This is a genomic window from Streptomyces sp. MK7 (genome assembly GCF_032658145.1).
Lineage (GTDB): Bacteria > Actinomycetota > Actinomycetes > Streptomycetales > Streptomycetaceae > Streptomyces > Streptomyces spiralis.
Genome location: NZ_JAVACL010000001.1, coordinates 256009 through 282444, shown reverse-complemented (window position 1 = coordinate 282444; position 26436 = coordinate 256009). Strand labels below are relative to the sequence as shown.

The following is a 26436-nucleotide window of genomic DNA, read 5'->3' as shown; positions in this document are numbered from 1 at the left end:
GCCCACACCGGATACTGGAACCGGGCCTGCGCCCGTGCCGGACCCTGTGTCTGCACCCCCGCCTGGACCGGATCCCGGGCGTGGACCGGCCTCTGCACCCCCGACTGGACCGGCTGCCGGATCCGGCCCCGGACCTGGGCCCGCACCGGTCCCTGGATCCTCGCCCGCGTCGGCCCCCGGATCCGCGTCCGCACTGGATCCCGGATCTGTTTCCGGAACTGGGTCCGCATCGGCCCCCGGATCCGCGTCCGCACCGCATCCCGGATCTGCTTCCCGAACCGGGTCTGCACCGGATTCCGGATCCGCGTCCGCACCGGTCCCTGGATCCGTGTCCGCATCGGCCCCCGGATCCGCCTCCGCACTGGATCACGGGTCCACTCCCGGAACTGGGTCCGCACCGGATCCCGGATCCGCTCCCGGAACCGGGCCCGCACCGGACCCAGGACCCGCGCCCGGAACCGGACCGGTGTCGTCCTCGGGGCCGGACCCCGACCCCGACCCCGACCCCACCCCGCCCCAGTCGTCCGAGGAGCCCACGCCCTCCGCGCAGTCGTCGGTGGCGCCGCCGGGAGGTGAGCGGACAGGGCCGGTCCCGGGCGTCGGGTCCGGTGGGATCCGTGCGGTGTTTCGTGCCGGGTGGCGGCGGGTGCGGGCCGTCGCTCGGTGGTTCGGGGGGCTGGGCGGGCCGGTGCGGGGTGTGCTGAGCGCCGCGCTCGTGCTGGTGCTCGCCGGGGCCGGTCTCGTCGGCTACCGGCTCACGGGCTTCGGCGGCGGCCACTCCTGCGCGCCGCCGCTCGAGCTGCGCCTGCTGACCGACCCCGACCTGGAGCCCACGGTCCGCGCCGCCGCCGACGCGTACCTCACCTCGGAGGCCAACACCACCGGGCACGGCTGCCGCCGTACCGGAATCACCGTCTACAGCGCGGGCGCGAGCAGTGCGGTCACCGCGCTGCGCCAGCAGACCGACGCCTGGCAGGAGCCCCGCGAGGAGGACACCAACCCGCAGCGGGACATCGGGCCCCAGCCGGACGTCTGGATACCCGCCTCGATCACGGACGTCGCCCGGGTCACCACCGACCAGACGGACCGCACCTTCGCCGAACTCCGGCCGGACACCGAGCCGTTCGTTTACTCCCCCGTCGTGCTGGCCGTTCCGCAGAACATCGCCGGGGCCGCCCTGGGCGAACGGGTCGGGCTCCCCCTGTCCCGTCTGATCACGAACCTGAAGCAGCAGGACCGCACCGCCCGGGTCCTGCGCGCCGACCCGGAGGTCACCGACTCCGCGCTCCTTGCGACGATCGGCCTGTACGGCGGTGGGGCCGCCGATCCGCGCGGTGCCGAGCAGAGCGTACGCCCCGCGGGACCGCCCTCCCCGACGGCCGCCGACCTGCTGTGCACGCTGCCGGGCGACCGCGCCGCGGACGGCCGCACCGCCGCGCTCGTGCCGGAGTTCCTGCTCAGGAGCGGTGTCGGCTGCGCGCGGACGACGCGGGTGCCGCGCAGCGCCGAGTACCCGGTCGACGTACCGGGGCTGACGCCCACCTTCGTGCGGGTCCACTGGGAGGGCGGGGACCGGGACGAGACGGACCGGGAGGACGCCGTGGGCCGCTTCCACCAGTGGCTGACCGGCAAGGACGGGCTCGCGGCCTTCACCCGCGCCGGCTTCCGCTCCGCGTCCGGCCCGAGGTATCCGCTGCTCGACGCCGAGCACCCCGGGACGGGTGTGCTGCGCGACCCCAGTCCGCTGCCGCGCGGCGCAGGGCAGACGGCGATGGACACCGCGCTGGAGAGGTACCGCAGCGCCAACGGCCCCGGCCGGGTGCTCTATCTCCTGGACAGCTCCGGTTCGATGAACACGCGGTGGCCGGGCCCCAGCGGCGGCCCCGGCATCCTCAAGCAGTCCCTGGGCGGGCTGGGCGGCCAGGACGAGTACGGGGTGTGGGCGGTCCACGGCACGACCGGCGACCGGCGGTACGAGACCCTGCTGTCGTTCGGGCCCCACCGCCGGGGCGACGCCGAACGGGTCATCGACACCAGGGCGCGGGTGCGGGACGCGGAGGCCGACCCGCCCGCGGCCCTGCTCGCCGCCCTCGACGACATGGCCCGGCGCGGAACCGACGACGAGCGGCCGCAGCTGATCGTCTTCATCACCGACGACGAGGACGACAACCGGCTGACCGGGAAGAACCTGGACCAGGTGCTGGAGCGGGCGGGGACGGCGAAGGTGCCGGTGGACATGGTGTCCCTGGTCAGCGGCGGGTGCGACAAGGGCCGCCCGGACGCCCGGATCGCCGACGCGAGCCACGGCCGCTGCCTGGACGCGAGCGACGACCTCGGTACGGGCCTGCACGACGAGGTCGCACGCGTGGGAACGGGGGAGGACTGATGGCACGGCGGCCGCGGCGACGCCGGACGGGGGCGGGAGGACCGATGGGACGACGGCTGGTCTCGCTCTGCCTGCTGCCCCTGCTGCTCGCGGCCGGTGCCTGTACCGGCGGCGGCCCCCGGGACGCGCAGACGCCCGCCGCCGACGTGCCCGGCGAGATCGTGGTGGCCAGCGGCCGGGACGTGACCGGCAAGGGCGGCATCCGCCAGCAGCTCATCGACGCCTGGAACCGGCGGCAGGAGAAGCAGAGCTCCGGCTACCGCGCCCGCCTGGTCGAACTCCCCGGCTCCGCCGACGAGCAGCGCAGCCAGCTGCTGGGCGCGCTGCAGTCGGGCAGCGCCGAGTACGACGTGGTCAACCTGGACGTGACCTGGGTGCCGGAGTTCGCCGAGGCGGGGCTGATCAGGCCGCTGTCCGACAGCGCGATCGACGGCGACGTCATCCCCTCGGTGGCCGGCACGGCCCGCTGGAAGGGCCGGGTGTACGCGGTGCCGTTCAACAGCGACGTGGGGCTGCTGTACTACCGGCGCGACTACCTGCGCGAGGCGGGCGTTCGGCAGACCACCCTCGGCCCCGGCCTGACCTGGCAGAACCTGCTCGACCTCGGCAACGCCCTCGACGACCACCCGCCCAAGGGCTACGAGAAGCTCTGGACGACGCAGCTCGCCGCGTACGAGGGCCGAACGGTCAACGCCGTCGAGGCGTTCGCCTCGGCCACGAAGGACTTCTCCCTCACCGACGCCTCCGGCCACTACACCGGCGACGTGCGGGAGCTGACCGCCGGCATCATGGAGCTGCGCCGGCGCACCGAGAAGCCGTACACCCTGGACGACGCCTTCGGCTCCGACGAGGCGGCCTCGCTCAGCGACTTCGCGGACGGCCGCACCGCCTTCCTGCGGCAGTGGCCGTACGCCTACGGCACGCTCCACCAGACCTTCACCGGGCAGCAGCTGGGCGTGGCGCCGCTGCCCGGCCGGGCGGTGCTCGGCGGGCAGAACCTCGCGGTGACCCGGTCCTCGCCACGGGCCCGCAAGGCCGCCGAGCTGATCACCTTCCTCACCGGCGCCGAGAGCGAACGCTGTCTGCTGGACGCGGGCTTCGCCGCGACCCGGACGTCCGCGTACGTGAACGACGGCGTCACCTGCGCCTCCGCGCCCACCGGGGGAGCGGGCACCGGGCCCTCGGCGTCGCCCACCGGCGAGAGCACCGACCGGATGCCCCGTGACGCGGCCGGCCGCCCGGAGTACGCCCGCCCCATCCTGCTCCCCGCGCTGCGCGACGCGGTCCCCCGCCCCCGCACCCCTCTCTACGGCGCCCTCACCCAGACCCTCACCACCGAACTGGGCGACCTGTTCACCGACGACCCGCCGAGCGACCCGGCGCTGGCGAGCCGGCTGGACGAGGCCTTGCGCAAGGCGCTGCCGAACTGAGCCCGGACCGCGGCCGTCACGCTCCCCGTCACGCCGTCGCATGCGGCCTAACGGTCCTGGACGGCCACCTGCTGGACGGGCTGCGGGTCGGCGGTCGGGGCCGGTCCGGCGTTCGCCGCGGCGACCAGGGCGGCCACGGCTATCAGGGCCGCGCCGAATCCTCTGATGTGGCGTGTGGAGATACGACCTCGGCGCGCGACAGTGTGTCCGGGCACGGCAACCGACCTCGCAGCGACGGTGAACGACAGTGGCGGATTAATTGCGTTTAACGCGTTCTCCAAACTAGGGGGTGAAGGGCCCCAACCGGAAGGGTGCCAAGGCGAGTTGGGCGGGAGTGGGCAAAACGTCCGGTGCTGACGGCAGGTCAGTGAACGGCCTTCCCGTAAGTGCGCTTACTGGCATGATTAACCGCATGGTGAAGCGGGACGACCCGGAGACCATCGGGCGCAGGGTGCAGCGGCTGCGGCGCGAACGCGGGCTCACGCAGCGACAGTTGGCCGAGCCCGCGTACACGCCGGCGTATGTCTCCACGCTGGAGGCCGGCCGCGTACGCCCCTCCGACGAGGCGCTCCGGCATCTGGCCGAGCGGCTCGGTGTCGCCTTCGACGAGCTGGCCACCGGACGCCCCGCCCATCTGGCCACCGATCTGCGGCTGCGGCTGACCGAGGCGCAGCGCACACTGACCGGCGGGGACACCGCGCAGGCGGCCGAGCAGTACGCCCGGCTGCTCGCCGAGGCCGAGGAGCACGAGCTGACCGAGGTGCAGGCCGAGGCCCTGCTGGGGCTCGGCGAGTGCGCCCTGGAGACCGGCGAGCTGGCCGGCGGACGGGAGTACTTCGAGCGGTCCGAGCGGGCCCTGGCGCAGGCCCCGCTGCCCGCCCGCGTCCCGGCGCTGCGCGGCCGCGCCGTCTCCCACTACCTGGCGGGCGAGCTGCGGTACGCCGTCTACCTGCTGGAGTCCACCCTCGACGAGCTCAACCGCGGGGGGCTGCACGACCCGGACGCCCTGCTGCTGCTCTACGCCAGCGTCATCGGCCCGTACATGGACATGGGCGCGCACGCGCGGGCCGCGCAGGCGGCCGAGTTCGCCCTCGCCCTCGCCCCGCAGGCGGGCGACCCCGCGCTGGTGGCCCGGATGCACCGGTCGGTGGCGCGCACGCTGCTCGCCGAGGGGCGGATCGCCGAGGCGGACGCCTCGCTCGCCAAGGCCGCCGAGCTCTACCGGCACCTCCAGCTGCGCACCGAACTCGCCAACTGTCACTGGATGCGCGGCTACGTCTGTGCCCAGAACGGCGAACTGGAGCGGGCCGAGGAGGAGTTGCGCGCCGCGCAGGACATGCTGACCGCCCGGCGCGCCGCCCTCTACACCAGCCAGGTCGTGGTCGAACTGGCCGATGTGCTGCACCGGCGCGGCAAGTCCGAGGAGGCCGCCGAGCTGCTCCGGCAGGTCCTCGGTGACCTGCACTCCGAGCGGGGCGCCGTGCACGCCGCCGCCGCGCACCGCCTGCTCGGCATCATCGCCGAGGACTCCCGCGACACGGAGGCGGCCGAGGAGCACTACGTCCGCGCGCTGAGCCTGCTGGAACGGGCCGGTGCCGCGGGCGACCTGGCCGACCTGTGCCGGCTCCTCGGCGATCTGCTGCGCCGCACCGGCCGGGTGGAGGCGGCCCTGGACGCCTACCGCACCGGCCTGGGCCACCGCACCGCCCCCGGTACGACCACACTCGGCCCGGCCCCGGCCCAGCCACCCCTGTGACAGCCGCGACAGCTCCTGGGATTGCTGTCATGGACATATTGACGTCAGTGGCCGTGGCCGTGGCCGTGGTCGTGCTCGTGCTCGCGGGCGTCGGCGGCCGGCTCTCCCGGGCGGACCGGCGTATGGCGCGCGTGGAGCACAAACGCGACCTGGTCCTCGACCACTTGGGCCTGCGGGAGGACGACCCGCGGCTGGAGGAGGTGACCCGGCTGCTGCGCGCCGGGTCAGGCCTGGGCGCGGGCCGAGCGGCGGACGTCGGTCAGGCGCCTGGTGCCGGACTGGACGGCGTGGGCGGTGACGTTGGGAGGGAGGGTGCCGGGGGCGCCCTCGGTGAGGGCGATCGCCTCACTGCCGACGCGTACGGCGGCGAGCTCCAGGGTGAGGGTGGTGGTGGGCTCCGTGTTCCGTCCGTCTCCCTCGTCCCACTCGTCGGAGTCGTAGGAGTTGTAGGAGTCCTCTCCGGTGTTCGGCTGTGAGGTGAAGGTGATCCGCAGGCCCTGGCGGGCGTCGCCGACGTCCGGCAGGTCGAGGGCGGTGACCCGCACGTCCTGCTCCCCGGACCGGGTGGTCGTCGCCGTGAAGCGGGAGCATGTCCTGGGCAGTGTCCGCAGCCAGGCCAGGGCGCGGTCCACGTCCGTCGGACGCTGCGAGAGGACCTGGTAGCGCAGCTGGGCGGAGTCGTCGCCGTCGTCGAATCCGGTCACCGCGTACGTGCCGGTCGGGGCGCCGAGCGGTTCGTCGTTGTAGAGGGCGTCGAGGAGGCGCTGGCAGCCCGCGACGGTGGTCCGGGCCTTGAGCACCCCGTCCCGCCAGGTCGCGGCGCCCTGCGTCGGCACCCAGGGCGCGCCCAGGTCGGCCTCGGTGAGCAGCGCGGCCTGCGCCTGCGCGGCGGTGAGCGTGGTGGAGGCGCCCGGTGAGGCGGACCCGGCCGGGCGGCTGGCCGCGGCGGCGGACGCGGAGGCGTCGCCGGACCCGGGCGTGCAGGCGGTCGCGGTCAGCAGGGCGGCCGTGCACAGGACACAGGCGGGCAGGAGACGGGCGGCCGGGAGACGGTGCATGAGCGGATGCCTCCAGAGGGGCAGGCGGCGACACGGAGCGGACGTTCGTCTCCACGGCACCATCTGTCCGCCCGGCCCACCAGCGTGCCGGGCCGTGCGGGTGCGGACCGTACGGGTGAGACGGACGCCGTCGAACGTCCCGGGCCGCACCGCATGGCGAGGACGAAGGCGAGGACGAACGCGAGGAGAAAGTCCCTCGCATGGGCGAGCGGCACCCTGCTAGCGTCCCGTCCATGCAGCGTGCCGTGCCGACCCTGATGCCGTCCTTCCTGACGACGACGCCGGAGAGTGTCCCGGCGCGCTGACAGCTGAGCTGATCGAACAAGCCCCGGGGCGAGTGCCCCGGGGCTTCGGCGTTCTCCCGCTCTCCGCCTCCAGGGCTCCTCGCCCCTCCCGCCCCACCCGCACCTGTTGAGGAGCCCGTCATGCACGACCACCGCCGCCTCGGCCGAGAGCTCGCCCTGTTCGACACCGACCCGCTGATCGGGGCCGGCCTGCCGTACTGGCTGCCCGACGGCGCCGTGGTGCGCCACACCCTGGAGGAGTACATCCGCGAGGCGGAGCGCGCGGCCGGCTACCGGCATGTGTACTCGCCCGTCCTCGGCAAGCGCGAGCTGTACGAGATCTCCGGGCACTGGGCGCACTACAGCGACGACATGTTCCCGCCGATGGAGCTGGGCGCCGAGCAGGTCGTCCTGCGCCCGAGCCTCTGCCCGCACCACGCCCTCATCTACCGTTCGCGGTGCCACAGCTACCGGGAACTGCCGCTGCGGATCGCCGAGCTGGGCGGCATGTACCGCTCGGAGCTGTCCGGCGTGCTCGGCGGGCTGACCCGGGTGCGGGCCATCCAGCTCAACGACGCCCATGTCTTCTGCACCCTCGACCAGGCCGTCGACGAGGCCCGCGCCGCCCTGGACCTGATCGCCCGCGCCTACGCCGACCTCGGCATCGAGGCCGCCCGCCACCGGCTGTCCCTGCCCGGCGAGGGCGGCAAGTACGTCGCCGACCCGGAGCTGTGGCGCCGGGCCACCGCGCTGCTGAGAGAGGCGCTCGACGGGGCCGGTGCCGACTACGATGAGGCCGAGGGCGAGGCGGCCTTCTACGGACCCAAGATCGACGTGCAGATCGTGGACGGCGCCGGGCGCGAGGCCACCCTGTCCACCGTGCAGATCGACTTTCATCAGCCGGAACGGTTCGACCTGCACTACATCGGCGCCGACGGCGCCAAGCACCGCCCGGTGATGGTGCACCGCAGCGTCATCGGCAGCGTGGAACGCGCGGTCGCACACCTGATCGAACGGCACGGCGGAGTCTTCCCGGTGTGGCTGGCGCCCGTGCAGCTGGTGGTGCTGCCGGTGGCCGAGGCGCAGGCGGCGCGCGCCGAGGACGTCGTACGACAGGCCCTGGCGCGCGGGCTGCGGGCCGAACTCGCCGGCCCGGAGCACGGCAGCCTGGGGGCCAGGATCCGGGCGGCGCGGCTCGTGCCGTACCAGGCGGTGATCGGGGAACGGGAGGCCGCGGCCGGACTGGCCGCGCCGCGGCTGCGGGACGGGCGCCGGCCGGGGCCCGTTCGCGTCGGGGAGCTGCTGGACCGGATCGCGGAGCAGGCGGCTGCGCGGGGCACCGGACTGTGGGGTGAGGGTGAGGCGTCCGGCGCATAAGGTCGCAGTGTCGGAACGTCCGCCGACGGAACGTTCACCAGGGAGCCCGCCGTGACCGGTCAGTCCACCCCCGTCACCCCCGCCACGCCCGTGATCATCGACTGCGACACCGGTGTCGACGACGCGCTGGCCCTGCTGTTCGCCGTGCGCCACCCGGGCCTGGAGCTGCGCGCGGTCAGCTGCGTGGCCGGGAACACGGACGTGGATCAGGTGGTGCGCAACACGCTGACCGTCCTGGAACAGGCGGGCGCCCCCGAGATCCCCGTGGCGCGGGGCGCCGAACGCCCGCTGATCGAGCCCGTGCGCACCGCGCACCACGTGCACGGCCGGGACGGCATGGGCGACCTCGGGCTGCCCGCGCCGCGCCGCCGCCCGGCCGGCGTGGACGCGGTGACGCTGCTGCGCCGCGAGATCCTCGCCTCGCCCCGCCCGGTCACCCTGATCCCGACGGCCCCGCTGACGAACATCGCGCTGCTGCTGCGCACCCACCCGGAGGTGACGCGCAACATCGAGCGGATCGTGTTCATGGGCGGCGCGGTGGCCACCGGGAACGCCACGGCGGTCGCCGAGTTCAACGTCTGGCACGATCCGGAGGCGGCGGCGATCCTGCTCACCGCCGGGGTGCCGATCACGATGTACGGGCTGGACGTGTTCCGGCGGGTGATCGTCCCGGCCGACGACGTGCGCAGGCTGCGCGGGAGCGCCGAGCCGGGCGCGAACCTCGCGGGGCGGCTGCTCGCCCACCGCGACCCGGTGACCTCCGAGGAGGACCCCTCCGGCGGGCTCGGCGACGCGGGCGCCGTCTGCTCGGTCGCCGACCCGGAGGGGCTGACCACGCACCGGCTGCCGGTGGAGGTGAACCTCGCGCCGGGCCCCGCGCGCGGCCAGACGGTCGTCGACCGCCGGCCGCGCCCGGGCGAGGCGGAACTCCACGGCGAGGCCCGCGAACAGCCCCTGGTGGACGTGGCGTTGGACATCGACCCCGACCGGTACGTGAAGCTGTACCTGGCCACTGTCGAAGGAAGCGGGCCGTGCGGGCCCTAGTCGGTGTCCGCCGCCCCCACCGCCCAGCGCTGCTCCACCTTGGCCGCCTTCCAGTAGGCCAGCGCCGCCGCCCACACCGCGACGAACAGGCCGACGATGACGTAGCCCAGGTTGTCCAGGTCGAGGCCGGCGATCCAGCCGGTGACGTCGTCACGCAGGTCGAGCTTGTCGTGCAGGACGCCGACGAGTTCGATCGTGCCGATGAAGAAGGCGACGGCGATGGACAGGCCGGTGATGGTGAGGTTGTAGAACACCTTGCGGACGGGGTTCGAAAAGGCCCACTGGTAGGCGAAGTTCATGAACGTGCCGTCCAGGGTGTCGAACAGGCACATGCCCGCCGTGAAGAGCAGGGGCAGGCACAGGATCGCGTACCAGGGCAGTCCGGCGGCCGCACCCGAGCCGGCCATCACCATCAGCGTGACCTCCGTGGCGGTCTCGAAGCCGAGGCCGAAGAGGAAGCCGAGCGGGTACATCTGACCCGGACGGGAGATGGATCGCGTGAGGCGGCCGAGGAAGCGGTTCATGAACCCCCGGGAGTCCAGGTGCCGTTCGAGCTCGGTCTCGTCGTAGGTCCCCGCCCGCATCGACCGGAAGACCTTGAGGATGCCGGCCAGGGCGACCAGGTTCAGGGCGGCGATGAGGTAGAGGAAGGCGCCGGCGATGGTCGTGCCCATGAAGCCGAGCACCTGATGGGTGGTGGAACCCTCGTCGGTGACCCGGTCGGCGAGTTGTGTCCCGCCCGCGATCATCACGGCGAGGACGATCACGACGCTGGAGTGGCCCAGCGCGAACCAGAAGCCCACCGACACGGGCCGCTTGCCGTCGGCCATCAGCTTGCGGGTGGTGTTGTCGATGGCGGCGATGTGGTCGGCGTCGAAGGCGTGCCGTACGCCCAGGGTGTAGGCGGTGACGCCGAGTCCGATGCCGAACGCCTTGGAACCGACCTCGTAGTGTCCCGGCACGACGAGCAGGAACAGGATTCCGAAGGCGACGACGTGCAGTGCGGCGATGGCGGCCATCAGGCCGGCGGTCTTGAGGGTGTCCTCCCGGCGCCAGGTGAAGGTGGCCTTGGCCGTCGTCGGGGCAGGGTTGGGCAGGGTCATCCGGTCATCACGCTCCAGCACCTCGTGGATCACTTCGTGAGCTGCCGTGGCCGGTCTCCTGGCTTACGGGTGGTGCGTGCCCGGCCCGCCTTCCCGGCCGCCGTACGACGGCCAGTGGCTGTCCCGTGCGGGACGTGGGCCTGGAACTCCCCGATCACAGTGGCGAGGGCCGCGTCGACCTTGCATCGACTTCCCGAACACCACGGCCCGCCCACCGTAGAGGCGGAAGCGGTCGGCTGCATAGCTGCATACGTGCGCAGGTATTTAAGATCACAGAGTGCCGCCTGCGAGGATGGCGGTATGCATCTCGTCCCTGCCGACCGCGCGGACCGCCGCACCATCGACGGTCACCGGGTGTGCGACGCCATCGCGGCGATCGGCGACGCCGCGCACGTCCGCGCCTGGGCGGACCGCTTCTCGCTGCTCGCCGACCCCAAGCGGCTCGCGCTGCTGCTCGCCCTGCACCGCACCGGCCCGCTGGCCGTCTCCGACCTCGCGATCGCCACCGGCATGAACGACCCGGCCGTCTCCCAGGCGCTGCGGCTGCTGCGGGCGGCCGGGGTCGTGGAGGGCGAGAAGGAGGGGCGCGTGGTGCGCTACCGGGTGGTGGACCGGGACGTACGGCGCCTGCTGGAGCACTGTGCGGCCGACACCGGCTGACACACGTCCCCTCTGCCCTCCCGTGGCGGTGTTCATATTTCCGGCGATCTGGACAGAGTTCTCTTTGTTGCTTCAACAACGCACCGAAGAGGAGACCGCGTGACCGACCGCACCACCACGCACGACTCGACGGACGCCTCCCCCCAGGACTCCGCGCACGCCGCCACAAACACCTCCCCCCACGACGCGCCGCCCGACCTCTCCCCCAAGAACCCCGACTGGTGGCGGCAGGCCGTCGTCTACCAGGTCTACCCCCGCAGCTTCGCCGACGCCGACGGTGACGGGCTCGGCGACATCCGGGGCGTCACCCAGCGGCTGACCCACCTCGCCGCGCTCGGCGTGGACGCGCTGTGGCTGAGCCCCTTCTACCCCTCCGAGCTGGCCGACGGCGGCTACGACGTCGCCGACCACCGGGACGTCGACCCGCGCCTGGGCACCCTCGACGACTTCGATGCCATGGTCACCGAGGCCCATCGCCTGGGCCTGAAGGTGATCGTCGACATCGTCCCCAACCACAGCTCCCACCTGCACCCCTGGTTCCAGGAGGCGCTACGGGCCGGCCCCGGCTCCCCGGCCCGCGACCGGTACGTCTTCCGCGACGGGCGCGGCGAGCACGGCGAACTCCCGCCCACCGACTGGCAGTCCGTCTTCGGCGGCAGCGCCTGGCGGCGTGTTCCGGACGGGCAGTGGTACCTGCACCTGTTCGCACCCGAACAGCCGGACTTCAACTGGGAGAACGAGCAGGTGCGCGCCGACTTCCGCACCACCCTGCGGTTCTGGTCCGACCGGGGCGTGGACGGCTTCCGCGTCGACGTGGCGCACGCCCTGGTCAAGGACCTCGACGAACCGCTCCGCGACGTCGGGAACATCGGGGTCACCGGCGAGGACGCCCTGCCCAACGTGGCGCCCGGCAGCCACCCGTACTGGGACCGGGACGACGTCCACGAGATCTACCGCGACTGGCGCAAGATCTTCGACGCCTACCTCCCGCCCCGCACGGCGGTCGCCGAGGCCTGGGCGCCGGACAGCCGCCGCGCGCTGTACGCCCGCCCGGACGAACTGGGGCAGGCCTTCAACTTCGAGTACCTCCAGACCGGCTGGGACGCGGCCGAGCTGCGCCGGGTCGTCACCGCCTCGCTGGCCGGCGCGCGGGCCGCCGGGGCCTCGGCCACCTGGGTGCTGTCCAACCACGACGTGATCCGGCACGCCTCACGGCTGATGCTCCCGCCGGGCACCGACGAGAACGCCTGGCTGCTGTCCGGCGGGCGCGCCCCGGCCGTGGACGAGGCGGCGGGGCTGCGCCGGGCCCGCGCGGCGACGCTGCTGATGCTGGCGCTGCCCGGTTCGGCCTACGTCTACCAGGGCGAGGAACTCGGCCTGCCCGAGGTGGCCGACCTGCCCGCCGAGGTGCTGCGGGACCCGATCTGGGAGCAGACGGGCCACGTCCGCAAGGGCAGGGACGGCTGCCGGGTGCCGCTGCCGTGGACGACCGGCGGGCCGTCGTACGGCTTCGGGGCGGGCGCGGCCTGGCTGCCGCAGCCGGCCCGTTTCGCCGCGTACGCCGTGCAGGCGCAGGACGGGGTGGAGGGCTCGACGCTGGAGCTGTACCGCACGGCTCTGCGGCTGCGCCGCAAGCTGTCGGCGGGCGAGTCGCTCACCTGGACGGAGGACACCCCGCCCGGGGTGCTCGCCTTCGCCCGGTCCGAGGGCTGGCGGTGCCTCACCAACCTGTCGGACGAGGACGTGCCGCTGCCGCCGGGGGAGGTGCTGCTGAGCAGCGCGCCGCTGACGGGGCACCGGCTCGGACCGGACACCACCGTGTGGCTCGCATAGGAACTGTCAGGGACGTCCCCGACATCCCTCGCCTCCGCACGCGCTCACCCCACCGTCGGGCTGGGCGACGGCGTGCCGCCCGGCGCGCCGCCGACGTCCAGCGGGCTCGACGTGGCGTTCGGCGGCGGGGTGAGCACGACCTGGGGCTGCCCGCCGGAGGGGGGCGGTGGAGTCAGGTCCGAGGCGGGCAGCTTCGGCGGGGTCGTCTCCTGGAACAGCACCTGGTCGTAGTCGACCAGGCCGGTGTCCTCCATGACCGTGATGTGGTCCAGGACGGTGGCGTTGGCCTGGTTGGCGAGCGCGCGGACCAGGCTGTTCTTGGTGGTGGACCGGATCTTCGCGATCGTGTTGAAGATCGAGCCGTGCGTCACGCGCAGGATGTTGGCCATGTCGCTGTCGAACTTCTTGCCGGTGTCCGCGCTGAGCGTGGTGACGAAGCCCTGCTGCTGGGGGCTGGCCACGTCGGGCAGGGCGATGCCGAGCATCGGCGCGATCCTCCGGCAGCTGGCATCCAGCGCCGCGTGCCCGTCGATCAGGTGCTGACCGGCCGTGACGACCGCCTTGGTGGTTCCCTTCTGCACGGCCATCTGCCCGACGGGGTACTCCCACAGCCCGGCCGCGCGCACCTTCACCACGAAGTCGCGGTCCGCCTCCGTGAGCGGCCCCCACTGGGTCTGGGAGACGACCCGGGAGGGGTCGCCGGAGACCTTCTGGAAGCCGAGCATGCTCGGATAGGCCAGTGCGACGAGGGTCAGACCGAGAGCACCGCCCACGAAGAGGGTTCCCGTCTTGTTCCGCGAAAAGCGCACCGTGCCTCCTGCCCGGTGAGTGGAGTCCGCCCAGGGGCGGTTCGGACACACAGCAGTACGGACGGGAAAGCCCCCGGAACCTTTGGCCCTGGTAAAGGATTCGGGGTTTCAGCGGCGCCGCGGATCCGGCCGGTCCGGCTCTCCCCGGCGTACGGCTCCCGGGGCGCGGGCCGGGTGGCGGTCGGCGCGGCTGGAGGAGGTCAGCTGCCAGGGCACGCTGGTGACCATCACGCCCGGCGTGAACAGCAGCCTGCTCTTGAGCCAGAGGGCGGACTGGTTGTGCAGCAGGTTCTCCCACCAGTGCCCGACGACGTACTCGGGGATGAAGACGGCCACCAGGTCGCGCGGGCTCTCCCGGCGCATCGAGCGCACGTACTCGACGACCGGGCGGGCCACCTCCCGGTACGGCGAGTCCAGGACCTTCAGCGGCACGTCGATGCCGTAGTCCTCCCACTGCCGGGCCAGGGCGGCCGCCGCCGCGCGGTCGGTGGCGACCGTCAGCGCCTGAAGCTGGTCGGGGTGGAAGGCGCGGGCGTAGCCGAGCGCCCGCAGGGTCGGCCTGTGCAGCCGGGAGACGAGGACGAGCGCCAGCACCCGCGAGGGCGGCACCAGGTGCTCCTGTGGATCGGTCACGGCCAGTTCCGCCGAGGTGGTGTCGTAGTGGCGGCGGATGCCGCGCATGGTCACCCACAACACGGCCGCCGCGAGCACCGCCAGCCAGGCGCCCTGGGTGAACTTGGTGACCAGCACGATCAGCAGCACCAGCCCGGTCACACAGGCCCCGAGGGTGTTGACCGCGCGTGCGGTGCGGTGCCGCCGCCGGAGCTCGGGGCCTGCCCCGGCCCCCGTACCGGACCCGGTGCGCAGCTCGCGGTTCCAGTGCCGCACCATCCCCAGCTGGGAGAGCGTGAAGGAGGTGAACACACCGAGGATGTAGAGGTGGATCAGGCTGGTCACGCTCGCCCGGTAGCCCCACAGCAGCAGCCCGGCGACGATCGCGAGCGCCAGGATGCCGTTGGAGAAGGCGAGCCGGTCGCCGCGGTTGTGCAGCTGGCGGGGCAGGTAGCGGTCCAGGGCGAGGATCGAGGCCAGCAGCGGGAAGCCGTTGAAGGCGGTGTTCGCGGCGAGGATCAGCACCAGCGCGGTCGCCGCCTGCACGACGTAGAAGCCGACGCTGTGCTCCCCGCCGAAGACGGCCGCCGCGAGCTGGGCGATCACCGTCCGCTGCGGGTAGGTGCGGCAGTCGCCGGGCAGGCCGGTCAGCCGGCAGGCGTTGTCGGTGATGTGCACGCGCGCGAGCAGGGCGAGCGCGGTCACCCCGGCGAACATGGCGATCGCGGTGAGCCCCATGGCCGCCAGGGTGGCCGCGGCGTTCCGCGACTTCGGCCGGCGGAAGGCCGGCACGCCGTTGGAGATGGCCTCCACGCCGGTCAGCGCGGTACAGCCGGAGGAGAAGGCGCGCAGCACCAGCATCAGCAGCGCGAGCCCCGTGAGCCCGGCCTCCCCGGGGGCGGGCTCGATGCCGTACCCGGCGGTCCCCGCCACCGGGGCGGCGCCGAGCGCCCACCGGATCAGCCCGGTGACCACCATGATCAGCACCGCGCCGATGAACAGGTACGTCGGCGCCGCGAACGCCCGCCCCGACTCGCGCACGCCTCTGAGGTTCACGGCGGTCAGCAGTGCCACGAAGCCCAGCGCCAGCAGCACCCGGTGCCCGGCGAGCGAGGGCAGCGCGGAGATGACGTTGTCGACGCCGGAGGCGACCGAGACGGCCACCGTCATGACGTAGTCGACGAGGAGGGCGGCGGCGACGACCAGGCCCGCCGAGGGGCCGAGGTTGGTGGACACCACCTCGTAGGAGCCGCCGCCGCTGGGATAGGCGTGCACGACCTGGCGGTACGACAGCACCACCACCGCGAGCAGCGTCACCACGGCCACCGCGATCCACGGGGCGAACCGAAGGTAGGCCAGGCCGCCCAGGGTGAGCACGAGCAGGATCTCCTGGGTCGCGTACGCCACCGAGGACAGCGGGTCGGAGGCGAAGATGGGCAGCGCCAGCCGTTTGGGCAGCAGTGTCTCGTGCAGCTCCTCGCTGCGCATGGCCCGGCCGATGACCAGCCGCTTCAGGAATCCGGGCACGTTGAGCACGCGGTGAGCGTATGCCGGTGCGGCGGGGCGGCCGGGGAGGCGCGGACGGGCGCGGCGGGTCGGTGAGCGCCGGTCCGCCGACCCGACGCGCAACCGGTCGCGTTTTCACCAAGGTTGACGGAACGTTGACCGGTGCGTGGGAGAGCCCTGGGGAGCGCCCGACCTACATTCGGCCGCATGCCCCCACAGCCTCCCGTGCCCCGCCGGGCGCCCGCCACGCTCCCCGTCCTGCCCTATCGCAAGCCCACCAAGGGCCGCGACTACTGGGTGATCGACGACGTCCTGCCCGACGCGCAGGCCGTGCGGGAGCGGTGCCTGGCCAAGGACGACTGGGTCAAGGGGTATCCGTACACCTCCGAGACCTGGCCGGGACTGCGGACCATGCCCGGCCTGGAGCCGCCGGAACTGGCCCGCGTGGAGCGGCTGGTGAGGAAGGCGACCGGCGCGAAGGAGCTGTGGGTGCAGCAGGCGCCCGGCGGCGGCACCCTCAACCACAACTGCGTGCAGGTCGTCGGCGAGGGCGAGAGCGAGCCCCGCCCGCACACCGACTCGCGGGCGCTGTGCCGGTACGCGGCCGTGCTCTACCTCAACCCGGCCGTCCCCAAGGACTGCGGCACCAGCTTCTACCGCCAGTCGCTGCCCGGCGGCAGGCTCGGCGGCAACGTCGTCCAGGCCCCGCACACCAACCTCGTGGAGGCCCTCGGTACCCGGTTCGTCGCGCCGGACGCCTTCGAGGAGGACGTACGCGTCCCGCACAAGGCCAACCGGCTGCTCCTGTACCACGCCAACCTCGTGCACAGCGCGACCGGCTACGCCGGCCGGACGCTGGAGGAGAAGCGGATGACGGCGGTCTTCTTCTGGATGGCCTGACGGAAGGTCCGTGCGCCTCGGCCGGTGGCGTCGCGTCCGTGCCGGCGGGTCCGTCCGTGTCGGCGGTGCCGGTCGTTCCCCGGCCGAGCCCGGTGGGCGCGCGATACTCGCCGTATGGATCACGAAGGGGACGACATGACCGACACCAGCCGTACCGTGGGCGTCCTGGGCACCGGGATCATGGGCTCGGCGATGGCCCGCAACCTCGTGCGCGCCGGGCACACCGTCCGGGTCTGGAACCGCACCCGCGCCAAGGCCGAACCGCTCGCCGCCGACGGAGCGCGGGTCGTCGACACGGCCGCCGAGGCGGTGCGCGACGCCGACGTGGTCCTGACCATGCTGTACGACGGCGGCACGGTGCTGGAGGTCATGCGCGAGGCGGCCTCCGCGGCGCGTCCGGGCGCCGTCTGGGTGCAGTCGACCACCGCCGGCCTCGAGTCGGTCGGTGAACTGGCCGCCCTGGCCGGCGAGCACGGCCTGGTCTTCTACGACGCCCCGGTGCTGGGCACCAAGCAGCCCGCGGAGGCGGGGCAGCTGACGGTGCTGGCCGCCGGGCCGGCCGAGGGCCGGGACGCCGTGACGCCGGTGTTCGACGCGATCGGCGCCCGTACGGTGTGGACCGGCGAGGACGGGGCGGCGGCGAGCGCGACCCGGCTGAAGCTGGTGGCCAACAGCTGGGTCATCGCGGCCACCACGGCGACCGGTGAGGCGCTGGCCCTGGCCAAGGCCCTCGGGGTGGACCCGCAGGGCTTCTTCGACCTCATCTCCGGCGGCCCGCTCGACATGGGCTATCTGCATGCCAAGGCCGGTCTCATCCTCGGCGACCGGCTGCTGCCGCCGAGTTTCGCCGTGGCGACGGCGGAGAAGGACGCCCGGCTGATCGTCCAGGCCGGTGAACGGCACGGCGCCCGCCTCGACGTGGCCGCCGCGAGCGCCGAACGCTTCGCCCGCGCCGCCGCCCTGGGCCACGCCGACGAGGACATGGCGGCCGCGTACTTCGCCAGCTTCGACGACAAGGCCTCCGAGGGGCCGGGCCGGGCCTGACCGGCTCGCGTCAGCCCAGGCAGACCACGAGCAGACAGAGTTGCTGCGACGACGTCGTCGACGAGGGCGAGGTCTGCGACGGCGCCGTGGTCGTCGGGCTGGTCCGATCCGTTCCGGAGCCGGAACCCGAGCCGTCGGAGCCGGCGGGCTGCGACGGCTGCTGCGTCTGCTGCGTCGTCGTGCCCGGGGAACGGTCGCCGCCGGACCCGCTCGAGGAGCCCGAGGAGCCCGAGGAATCCGATGAGGTGACGGAACCCTCCGGCCCTCCCGACTGCGGTGCCGGCGCCGACGGGTGCGCGGCCGCCGGAGCGGGCACGGCCGCCGTGGTGTGCGGGGCGGCCGAGTAGGGGTGGACGCCCTGCGCCGTGGCGGTGTCCTGAGGCGCCGCGGCCGTGGCGGACGGCTGGTGCGCGTGGCGCGTGGACGGCCGTGCGGGGGAGGTGGACGAGGCAGGCCCGAGGCCGGCGTCCCCGGTCGCCGTGCCGGTGTGCCCGGCCGGCTGCCGGCCCACGGAGTCCGTGTGCAGGGCGCCCGGCGCGGGTGCCGCCTGGGCGGGGCCGGCGGTGTGCCGGTCCAGCGAGGCGACGGTCAGACCGCCGCCGACCAGCGCCACGGCGGTCGCGACCAGGGCGCGGCGCTGGGTCTTCTTCCACCGGGCCCGCTGCCGCCGCCGCGCAGCCCGCCCCGGCCGCTGCCGCCCGGCCGACACGTCCGCCGCGGCGGCTGTGCCGTCCGCCGCACCCGCGGACATGGCGCCCGTGACGGTGCCGGGTATGGAGTCACCGGCGCCTGCGAACCCCGCGCCCCTGGCGGCGGGCGAGTCCGCGGGCGCGGGGTCCGCGGCGGGCCCCGGGACGAAGGGGGCCGTGGCGTCCGCGGTGGCGTTCGGGGCTATGTCCGGGGCGTAGGCCCCGCAGCCGGGACACACCAGGGCACCGTTGAGGTGCCGTCGGCACGTGGAGCAGTAGTCCATCCGGATCTTCCTGAGTAGGCCGGGCGGGCGGCCAGCCACGCTAACAAGGGCGGCGCTTTCCTGTGTGCAGCCCGTGTGACGCTCCTGCGGGGATTCGGCGGCCCGCCCGCTCCCGCGCGGCGGGCGCCCCGGCCGGGACGCCAAGCTGAACCGTCCCCTGCCGATCCGCATCTGACTGGGCGGACATGCCGGAGAAGGGACGGAACGTGCGCAACGGCGAGAGGGCGGCGGCCACGCCCAGGCAGGGCGAGCGGATCGGCCGTCGTCCGGTGGTGCGGTGGCACACCGCCCTGCTGACCGTGTGGACGGCCGTCTGGTTCCTCGTGGCCGAGCGTCACGGGGCCGTCTCCTGGCACTACCTGAGAACCGGTGAGGAACTGCTGTTCGGTCAGGTGCCGGGCGGCGGCCTGGCGCTCTACGCCCACCATCCGGAACTGCAGATCGGCCCGGTCGGTTTCGTGGCCGCCGCGCTGTTCGAGCCGTTCCCCGCCGCCGTGGGCGAGAACCTCGCCGAGGCGTTCATGTCCGGCCTGGGCCTGTACATGCTGGTCCTCGTCGGCCGTACGGCCGCCGAGCAGGGCCTCGGCACCGGCCTGAACCACCGGCGTCTGCAGCAGCGCGTCCTGGTCGCCGGGGCCGCCTTCATCCCCATGTGGGTGGAGGTCTCCGTACGGTTCGCCCACCTGGACGACGTGCTGGCGCTGTTCTTCACCACCCTCGCCGTACGCGCCCTGGTGCGCGGCAACGCCACCGCCGTGGGCGTGCTGCTGGCGCTGGCCGTGGACTCCAAACCGTGGGCGGTCGGCTTCCTGCCGCTGCTGCTCGCCCTGCCCCGCCCGGTGCGGCTGCGCGCGGGCGCCTGGACCGTCGGCCTGGTGGCCGCCGCCTGGCTGCCCTTCTACCTCACCCACCTGGACACGTTCCACGCCGCCCGCTTCACGATCCCCAACCAGCCGGCCTCCGCCCTGCGCTGGTTCGGCGTGAACGACCCGGCCACCCCCTGGTGGGACCGCCCCGCGCAGATGGGCCTCGGCATCGCCCTGGGCGTGCTCGCGGTCCGCCGGAACCGCTGGACCGCCGTGGTGCTGCTGGCCGCCGACGCGCGGATCGTGCTGGACCCCAGCGTGTACACGTACTACAACGCCTCGGTGCTGCTCGGCACCCTCATCTGGGACTCCGTCGGCCGGCGGTGGCTGGTGCCCTGGGTGAGCTGGACGGCGCTGATCTCCCTGTACGGCAGTGCGCTGCTGGTGCCCTCCGCCTCCGTCCAGGGCCTGATACGGCTGGCCTTCGCCGCGGGTTCCGCCCTGTACGTCCTGTTCTGGCCCCGGCGTCCGGCGCGCAACGGTCGCGGCGCTTCTCCCGGGGCGGCGGACGACGGTCAGGCCCGGTCGGTGAGTTCCTCGGCGTAGACCTGGGAGAGCGGCTGAGGGCCCACGTACTGCTGGCAGTTGCACTGGCCCGGTTCGTAGCGCAGCGGCTTCTTGTTCTCGTCCCAGGCGGTCGGCACCTCCACGCGCTCGTGGCACCGGCCGTTCTTGTCGTGCTTGGCCAGGTGGTGCGTGCAGCCGCACACCGGCTCCGGCGGCTTGTGCGCGGCCTCCACGGCCAGCCGCTCCGCCTTCTGCGCCTCCATCAGCTCCAGTCTGCGCTGGTGGCGGTTGCGCAGCGCCGTGCGCGCGGTGTCGGCGAGCCATGCGAAGCCGCCGGTCCAGAACAGGATGAGCACCCACCAGATCCAGTTCATCGGTCCCCCGTCCTTCCCCCTGTGCGCATGGGTTCAGGATAGGCAACTGCCGCCGGAACGGGAGGGGTCGGTGCGGCGGCGGGGTGTGGGGGCCGGGGTGGCCGCGGCAGGCGGCGCCAGGCGCGTTCGTGGACCAGGGCCAGCACGACCGCCGTGGCCACCGCGATCAGGTGCTCGCGGCCGGCCAGGTTGGGCTTGACCACCGACTCGGCCACCATCGAGCCGCCGGTGAGGAAGAAGACGACCGGGGCGCGCCGCACCACGGACAGATAGGTGAACAGGCCCACCACGGCGGCGGACGGACCCGTGTCGAGGACGTGCCCGATCTCGGGCGGCAGCCCCAGCCCCCACCGGCCGGGCCCGATGGCGAGCATCACCCGCACGGTGAGGGTGCCGGCCAGGGTGGTGGCGTAGGAGACGAACAGGGTGCGGCCCCGGCCCAGGGTGAGCTCGGCCAGGGCGAACGCGAGGAACAACTGGGTGATGCCCGCCCACACCGGAAGGTCGAGAGCCGGGACGTAGAGGGAGACGGGGGTGCGCAGCAGGGCCAGCCACAGTGGCAGGTCGCCCTGGACGCCGCCGAGGGCCCGCACCGCCGTCTCGCCCCTCGGGTGCTGGGCGATCGCGTGGAAGAGGATCACACCGAAGGCGGCCACGAAGGCCAGCACCAGCCCGGACAGCCCACGGCGCGCCAGCTGCCGCAGCGGGGCCACGACCATGGCGTGCCACTCGCGGCGCAGGGTGCGCACGACGAACAGCGCGAACCGGGTCGGCACCCCGCGCCCGTTCTGGTACTTCCGGTACTCCTGGACCACCGCTCGGCTCCTCGAAGCAGTTCCCCACTCCGTGCGCACAACCGTATGGACCCGAATGGGGCCGGAGACGTTCCCACGCGCCGGGCGACGTTCGTCTCAGCGCGCGGGTGACCTGCGTGGAGTACGCCCGGACGGTGCCGCCCGGCCGCGGGAGCGGTAGACGACGTAGGGGCGGGCCGGATAGCCGAGGGGGGCGGCGAAGGCGTGCACGAGGCGGCCGAACGGCCAGAGGGCGAACAGGGCCAGTGCGAGCAGGGCGTGCAGCCGGTAGACGAGCGGGGCGTGGGCCATGGCGGTGACGTCGGGATCGAGCGTGAACAGGCTGACGACGCCCTGGCCTGGTCCGCTGCCCGCTGGGCGGTCGACCAGGCCCTCGCTGCCCGTGCGAGTGTGATCTATGTCGAAGACCTGCGCTCGATGGAAGCTCGCGGCATGGGCCGCACCCTCAACACCCGCCTGTCCCAACAGGTCCGCGGGCAGATCGTGGACCGCATGCGGCACCCGGGCGTCGAAGCCGGTGTCGCCGTCGTCACCGTCCCGGCCCGCGACGCGTCCCGCCACTGCCCCCATTGCCTTGTGTCGCTGCGCCACCGCAAGGCCCCCGACCGGCCCACCAGCCCAGGCTGTTGGTCACCGAGGAGGCGGTGGCGGTCAGGCCGGCGAGCAGGACGAGGGCCGGCAGCGGGTAGGTCAGGTGGTCGCTGCGGCCGGTCGCCCGCCGTACGGCGGGCACGCGCAGCCGGCGACCAGCACGGCCAGGGCCAGGTAGGGCAGGACGCCCCACAGGGCGATGTCCAGGCGCTGCCGGTGCAGGTGGTTCAGGGGCGGAGGTGTCATCGGCGGCGGACTCCTTCGTCGAGGGTGGCCCGGACGGCGCGGATCACGTCGAGGTAGGGGCTGCCGTGGGACGCGAGGCCGGTGGCGAGCAGGGCGAGGGCGCCGCGGTGCTCGTGGAGCACGGCACGGCCGGCGGCGGGGCAGCGCGCCGCGAACTCCAGCACGGCGGGCAGGTGGTCGGGCAGTTCGCCGTCGGACGGCTTCCAGCCGTGCTGCCGGTAGCGGGCCTTGAGCGCGGCGAGCGAGGCGCCCCGGCGACGGGTGTCGCCGTCGGTGTAGTGGGTCAGGTGCAGGGTGCGGCGGCGGCTGCGGTCGAAGGTGGTGACGTACTGGGCCGCGAGGTCGAGCAGCGGGGTGTCGGCGGTGCGGCGGCAGAACCGCAGCAGGGGCTCGGCCGCCGGGCCGCGCAGTCCGGTGATCGACTTGAGCACCAGGGCGCGGTGGGCCGGCCAGCGCTGGTCGGGGTACTGCAGGAGCAGGGAGGCGGCCTGGTGGACGGCTCGTTGCTGGTTCATCACCGCGACCCGACCTTCCGCTCGGGGAACGGCCCTCGCGGCCGGCCGCGGCCGTTCCGGTTCAGCAGGCTGACGCGGTCGCGCAGCCCGCCGTGCGCTCCGCCCGTGCCGTCGGCCGGGGGAACAGGCGGGGCATGGAAGGCGCTCATCGCGTCTGTGCCGTACATCCTGGACGTGATCGCCTCCTGCCAGGCCGGGGTGTGCGGCTGGGTGGCGTCGTCGTAGTCCTCGGGCCACTCGCCCGGCAGCCCCTCGCGGCCGACGCCGTACTGGGCGAGCAGCAGGTCGAAGACGGTGGTCACCAGCCGCCCGCCGACGACGCGCGCGGGCACCCCGCGGGTGGCGGATCCCGCGCCGGACGTGCCGGACGTGCCGGACGACGCGCCGGTACGGCGGTGCAGGGTGAGTTCGGGTTCGACGTCCCCCAGGTCCAGGTTCCACCGCCCCTGACCGCGCTTGGACCAGCGGTCGCCGAGGGTGCCGTTCGGCACGACGGGGCGCCCGGAGACGGCGTCGAGGAGCACCGGCTTCCACTGCGCGTCCTCACCCGAGTCCTCGTCGAGTCCGAGCGCCGCCGTGGTGACGAACTTGCCGGGCACGAAGGCGTCCCGGCCTTCCGGGTGCTCCTCCAGCTCGATCCCGCCGGGCCCCGCGCCGTCCCACTGCCCTCACATCCCTTTCGAACTCGGCACAGCACGCCGGCCCGGGGGGATCGGCCCCCGCGTGACCGGCGTTCCGCTTACGGCCAGCGTCACCCGCCGGAGCGCTGTGTGTTCGCAGGACTACGCTGAGTTGGCAAGTGGCTGTACGGAGCTTTTCTTGCCCTTTGCAATATTTGGTGGTGACACCTAGATGAACGGTTCCTGCGGGCCGGAGACGCTCAGTCTCGACGCTGCGCGACGCGGGGCGGGGCGGCGTGACGCGTCGGTGGCCGTGGAGTGCGACGGCGTCCGTGACGGTGACCATGGAGCGCGACGGCGACCGGGGCGGCGGTGAAGACCGACGAGTACGTGCCGACCGCCAGGCCGATGAGCAGGGCGAGCGCGAAGTCGGTCAGAGACTCTCCTCGCCGCGCTGTCCGTCATCGCCCTCGGCTCCGCCGCCTACGGAGCCGCCACCCTCGCCGTGCACCGCCGCAACCTCGCCGCCTGGGCCACGGCCTGGTCCGGCACGGCACCACGCTGGACGAAACCGAATTGAATCCTCCCCTCCCCGAAGGGAGGGGATTCCTGGCTCAGGCCGCCCCCTGGATCAGCGCTCCAGGGGGCCCTGCGCCCTGAACCCGCACCGGGAGGCGTGGTCGTACGCGGTCGCCCTCGCGTTCACCGGCCCGGTCCGTCACGCCGGCCGCCGCGGTCCTGACATGCCGCTGACGGTTTCTTGGCGGGGCGCTGGCACCGAGGGTGGGGGGAAGACTGCCGGGAACCGGCAATGCGCCGGGCGGTCGTGACTGGGCATCATGGCGGTGGGGAGCACTACGGGGGCTTCCGGTGCCGGGTCCCGGCAGGAGCCGGGCCGGAGGCCCGTACGGGGGAGAGGGGGAATCACGATCGCGGCCCCGCGGCCGCCGGCGCGCTCGGTGCAGCGCGCCAATCCGCCTTCTCTTCCGTACCGTCAAGGACGTACACATGGATGTCATCGGCGCGCTCGCCGCTGCCTGCCTGATTCTCCTTCTGCTCGTGCTGTTCGTCTTCTCCCGGCTGTACCGCAAGGTGGAGCAGGGCCGGGCGCTGATCGTCTCCAGGATGCGGAAGGTCGACGTGTCCTTCACCGGGCAGGTCGTGCTGCCCGTGCTGCACCGGGCCGAGGTGATGGACATCTCGGTGAAGACCATCGAGATCGGCCGGTCCGGCCGGGACGGACTCATCTGCCGGGACAACATCCGCGCCGACATCCGGATCACGTTCTTCGTGAAGGTCAACAAGACCGTCGAGGACGTCATCAAGGTCGCCCAGGCCGTCGGCACCCAGCGCGCCAGTGACCAGGCCACGCTGCAGGAGCTGTTCCACGCCAAGTTCTCCGAGGCGCTGAAGACCGTCGGCAAGCAGATGGACTTCACCGACCTGTACACCAAGCGCGAGGAACTCCGGTTCCAGATCATCGAGTTGATCGGCGTCGACCTCAACGGCTACCACCTGGAGGACGCGGCGATCGACTACCTGGAGCAGACGCCGCTGACCCAGCTGGACCCGGCCAACGTCCTCGACGCCCAGGGCATCCGCAAGATCACCGAACTGACGGCGGTCGAGCACGTGCGCACCAACGAGGCGCAGCGCACCGAGGAGAAGGAGATCACCCGCCAGAACGTCGACGCCCGCGAGGCCGTCCTGGAGCTGGAGCGCCGGCAGGCGGACGCCGAGATCAAGCAGCGGCGGGAGATCGAGACCTCCCGGGCCCGCGAGGAGGCCGAGACGGCCCGCGTGGTGGAGGAGGAGCGGCTGCGCGCGCAGAGCGCCTTCCTGCGCACCGAGGAGCAGCTCGGGGTGCAGCGCGAGAACCAGGCCCGTGAGGTCGCCGTCGCCGCGAAGAACCGCGAGCGGGTCATCGCCGTGGAGAACGAGCGCATCGAGAAGGACCGGCTGCTGGAGGTCATCGCCCGGGAGCGGGAGACGCAGCTGACGAAGATCTCCGCCGACAAGGAGGTGGAGGCGGAGAAGCGGGAGATCGCCGAGGTCGTGCGCGAGCGGGTCGCCGTGGACCGTACGGTCGCCGAGCAGGAGGAGTCCATCAAGAAGCTGCGCGCCGTGGAGCAGGCGGAGCGCGAGCGGCAGGCCGTGATCATCGCCGCCGAGGCCGAGGCGCAGGAGAAGCTGGTCAAGGACATCAAGGCCGCCGAGGCCGCCGAGCAGGCCGCCACCCACCGCGCCGCCGAGGAACTCACCCTCGCCGAGGCCCGGTTGAAGACCGCCGACCTCGACGCGCGGGCCAAGCTGCGGCTGGCCGAGGGCGTCCAGGCGGAGGCCGCCGCCGAGGGGCTGGCCGCCGTGCAGGTCCGCGACAAGGAGGCCGAGGTCATCGAGAAGGCCGGCCGCGCGGAGGCCGAGGCGGCCCAGGCCCGGTTGCTGGCGGAGGCGCAGGGCACCGAGGCGCGGATGCGGGCCGAGGCCGAGGGCGCCCAGGCCAAGGCGCTCGCCGAGGCCACCGCGATCGGCGAGAAGCTGAAGGCGGAGGCGGCCGGCCTGAGCGAGAAGGCGGCGGCGATGGCCGCCCTGGACGAGGCCTCGCGCGGCCACGAGGAGTACCGGCTGCGGCTCCAGGCCGAGAAGGAGATCCGCCTCGCCGGTCTGGAGGTGCAGCGCCAGGTGGCCGAGGCGCAGGCGACCGTCCTGGCGACCGGGCTGGAGAACGCCGACATCGACATCGTCGGCGGCGAGTCGGTCTTCTTCGACCGGCTGGTCTCCGCGGTCTCGTTCGGCAAGGGTGTGGACGGCCTCGTCGAGCACTCCGGCACCGCGCAGGCCCTCGCCAAGCCCTACCTGGACGGCTCGGCGAGCCTCACCGACGACCTGAGCCGGATCCTCGGCTCGGTCTCCGTGTCCGATGTGCGCGACCTGACGGTCTCGGCGCTGCTGATGAGGCTGATGAAGTCGGGCGGCGCGAACGCCGGGCAGTTCCAGCAGCTCCTGGAGCGCGCGGGCGAGCTGGGCCTGGCCGACGCCCCGCTGACCGCGCTCGCCTCGAGCAACGGCACCGCCAGGGCCTGATCGGACGCGGCGGTCGTCAGCTGCCGCACAGGGGACGGCAGCT

21 protein-coding genes, 3 pseudogenes and 1 riboswitch are annotated in these 26436 nt (G+C 73.4%); of the genes and pseudogenes, 11 read left to right on the top strand and 13 right to left on the bottom strand.

What is annotated here, in order from left to right; genetic code table 11:
* Positions 1-646 precede the first annotated feature (646 nt).
* Positions 647-2386 carry a substrate-binding domain-containing protein gene (locus R2S09_RS01230; RefSeq protein ID WP_316739580.1) on the top strand — a complete coding sequence of 580 codons (1740 nt, stop codon included), beginning with the start codon at positions 647-649 and terminating at the stop codon, positions 2384-2386.
* A gap of 44 nt (positions 2387-2430) precedes the next feature.
* Positions 2431-3816 carry an extracellular solute-binding protein gene (locus tag R2S09_RS01225; protein ID WP_316739268.1) on the top strand — a complete coding sequence of 462 codons (1386 nt, stop codon included), beginning with the start codon at positions 2431-2433 and terminating at the stop codon, positions 3814-3816.
* A gap of 47 nt (positions 3817-3863) precedes the next feature.
* On the opposite strand, the gene R2S09_RS01220 is transcribed toward R2S09_RS01225, so the two are convergent.
* A complete protein-coding gene (locus R2S09_RS01220) occupies positions 3864-4031 on the bottom strand; it encodes a hypothetical protein (protein WP_316739267.1) in 168 nt (55 codons plus the stop codon).
* A gap of 197 nt (positions 4032-4228) precedes the next feature.
* On the opposite strand from R2S09_RS01220, the gene R2S09_RS01215 reads away from it, so the two are divergent.
* Entirely contained in the window at positions 4229-5572 is a 1344-nt protein-coding gene (locus R2S09_RS01215) for a helix-turn-helix transcriptional regulator (protein WP_306184728.1), read from the top strand.
* A gap of 224 nt (positions 5573-5796) precedes the next feature.
* On the opposite strand, the gene R2S09_RS01210 is transcribed toward R2S09_RS01215, so the two are convergent.
* A complete protein-coding gene (locus R2S09_RS01210; protein ID WP_306184729.1) occupies positions 5797-6630 on the bottom strand; it encodes a hypothetical protein in 834 nt (277 codons plus the stop codon).
* A 425-nt stretch (positions 6631-7055) separates the two neighbouring features.
* Between R2S09_RS01210 and thrS the strand changes: the two genes are divergently transcribed.
* Both thrS and R2S09_RS01200 read left to right on the top strand, forming a co-directional pair.
* Complete coding sequence (gene thrS, locus R2S09_RS01205) at positions 7056-8291, top strand: threonine--tRNA ligase (RefSeq protein WP_316739266.1); 1236 nt, start codon at positions 7056-7058, stop codon at positions 8289-8291.
* A gap of 51 nt (positions 8292-8342) precedes the next feature.
* On the top strand, positions 8343-9335 hold the full coding sequence (locus R2S09_RS01200) for a nucleoside hydrolase (protein WP_306184733.1): 993 nt from the start codon (positions 8343-8345) through the stop codon (positions 9333-9335).
* Here R2S09_RS01200 and R2S09_RS01195 read toward each other — a convergent pair.
* The gene (locus R2S09_RS01195; RefSeq protein WP_316739578.1) at positions 9332-10438 is read right to left on the bottom strand and encodes a HoxN/HupN/NixA family nickel/cobalt transporter; all 1107 of its coding nucleotides are present in this window, start codon (positions 10436-10438) and stop codon (positions 9332-9334) included. The two genes, R2S09_RS01200 and R2S09_RS01195, sit on opposite strands and share 4 nt — an antisense overlap.
* A 30-nt stretch (positions 10439-10468) precedes the next feature.
* A riboswitch (cobalamin riboswitch) is annotated at positions 10469-10658 on the bottom strand.
* An 80-nt stretch (positions 10659-10738) separates the two neighbouring features.
* On the opposite strand from R2S09_RS01195, the gene R2S09_RS01190 reads away from it, so the two are divergent.
* Together R2S09_RS01190 and R2S09_RS01185 are read left to right on the top strand one after the other, a co-directional pair.
* Complete coding sequence (locus R2S09_RS01190; RefSeq protein WP_306184735.1) at positions 10739-11098, top strand: metalloregulator ArsR/SmtB family transcription factor; 360 nt, start codon at positions 10739-10741, stop codon at positions 11096-11098.
* A 99-nt stretch (positions 11099-11197) separates the two neighbouring features.
* On the top strand, positions 11198-12931 hold the full coding sequence (locus R2S09_RS01185) for a glycoside hydrolase family 13 protein (RefSeq protein ID WP_316739265.1): 1734 nt from the start codon (positions 11198-11200) through the stop codon (positions 12929-12931).
* A gap of 44 nt (positions 12932-12975) precedes the next feature.
* On the opposite strand, the gene R2S09_RS01180 is transcribed toward R2S09_RS01185, so the two are convergent.
* Positions 12976-13704 (bottom strand): DUF4142 domain-containing protein, encoded by a 729-nt coding sequence (locus R2S09_RS01180; RefSeq protein WP_306184906.1) that lies wholly within the window; start codon positions 13702-13704, stop codon positions 12976-12978.
* A 144-nt stretch (positions 13705-13848) separates the two neighbouring features.
* The gene (locus tag R2S09_RS01175) at positions 13849-15840 is read right to left on the bottom strand and encodes an APC family permease (protein ID WP_372337631.1); all 1992 of its coding nucleotides are present in this window, start codon (positions 15838-15840) and stop codon (positions 13849-13851) included.
* Between the two features lie 225 nt (positions 15841-16065).
* On the opposite strand from R2S09_RS01175, the gene R2S09_RS01170 reads away from it, so the two are divergent.
* A complete protein-coding gene (locus tag R2S09_RS01170; RefSeq protein WP_316739264.1) occupies positions 16066-16758 on the top strand; it encodes a DUF6445 family protein in 693 nt (230 codons plus the stop codon).
* Between the two features lie 24 nt (positions 16759-16782).
* Positions 16783-17802 (top strand): NAD(P)-dependent oxidoreductase, encoded by a 1020-nt coding sequence (locus R2S09_RS01165; RefSeq protein WP_316739263.1) that lies wholly within the window; start codon positions 16783-16785, stop codon positions 17800-17802.
* 10 nt (positions 17803-17812) lie between these two features.
* Here R2S09_RS01165 and R2S09_RS01160 read toward each other — a convergent pair whose 3' ends face one another.
* Positions 17813-18775, bottom strand: a complete 963-nt coding sequence (locus tag R2S09_RS01160) for a hypothetical protein (RefSeq protein ID WP_316739262.1) — start codon at positions 18773-18775, stop codon at positions 17813-17815.
* A 206-nt stretch (positions 18776-18981) separates the two neighbouring features.
* Here R2S09_RS01160 and R2S09_RS01155 point away from each other — a divergent pair, with 206 nt between their 5' ends.
* Entirely contained in the window at positions 18982-20187 is a 1206-nt protein-coding gene (locus R2S09_RS01155) for a hypothetical protein (protein WP_399143912.1), read from the top strand.
* Here the strand turns inward: R2S09_RS01155 and R2S09_RS01150 are convergent.
* From R2S09_RS01150 to R2S09_RS01120, 7 genes and pseudogenes are all read right to left on the bottom strand, one after another.
* The gene (locus tag R2S09_RS01150) at positions 20157-20522 is read right to left on the bottom strand and encodes a hypothetical protein (RefSeq protein WP_306184744.1); all 366 of its coding nucleotides are present in this window, start codon (positions 20520-20522) and stop codon (positions 20157-20159) included. The genes R2S09_RS01155 and R2S09_RS01150 overlap by 31 nt on opposite strands.
* A complete protein-coding gene (locus R2S09_RS01145; protein ID WP_372337633.1) occupies positions 20519-21280 on the bottom strand; it encodes a hypothetical protein in 762 nt (253 codons plus the stop codon). The genes R2S09_RS01150 and R2S09_RS01145 overlap by 4 nt, the downstream gene beginning before the upstream one ends.
* A 153-nt stretch (positions 21281-21433) precedes the next feature.
* A pseudogene (locus R2S09_RS01140) lies at positions 21434-21661 on the bottom strand (respiratory nitrate reductase subunit gamma); the annotation flags it as partial.
* A 366-nt stretch (positions 21662-22027) separates the two neighbouring features.
* Positions 22028-22174 (bottom strand): hypothetical protein, encoded by a 147-nt coding sequence (locus R2S09_RS01135; protein ID WP_306184746.1) that lies wholly within the window; start codon positions 22172-22174, stop codon positions 22028-22030.
* On the bottom strand, positions 22171-22689 hold the full coding sequence (narJ, locus tag R2S09_RS01130; protein WP_316739260.1) for a nitrate reductase molybdenum cofactor assembly chaperone: 519 nt from the start codon (positions 22687-22689) through the stop codon (positions 22171-22173). The genes R2S09_RS01135 and narJ overlap by 4 nt, the downstream gene beginning before the upstream one ends.
* A 170-nt stretch (positions 22690-22859) precedes the next feature.
* A pseudogene (locus tag R2S09_RS01125) lies at positions 22860-23327 on the bottom strand (nitrate reductase subunit alpha); the annotation flags it as partial.
* A gap of 242 nt (positions 23328-23569) precedes the next feature.
* A pseudogene (locus tag R2S09_RS01120) lies at positions 23570-23755 on the bottom strand (hypothetical protein); the annotation flags it as partial.
* A gap of 562 nt (positions 23756-24317) precedes the next feature.
* On the opposite strand from R2S09_RS01120, the gene R2S09_RS01115 reads away from it, so the two are divergent.
* Entirely contained in the window at positions 24318-26393 is a 2076-nt protein-coding gene (locus tag R2S09_RS01115; RefSeq protein ID WP_316739259.1) for an SPFH domain-containing protein, read from the top strand.
* Positions 26394-26436: the final 43 nt, after the last annotated feature.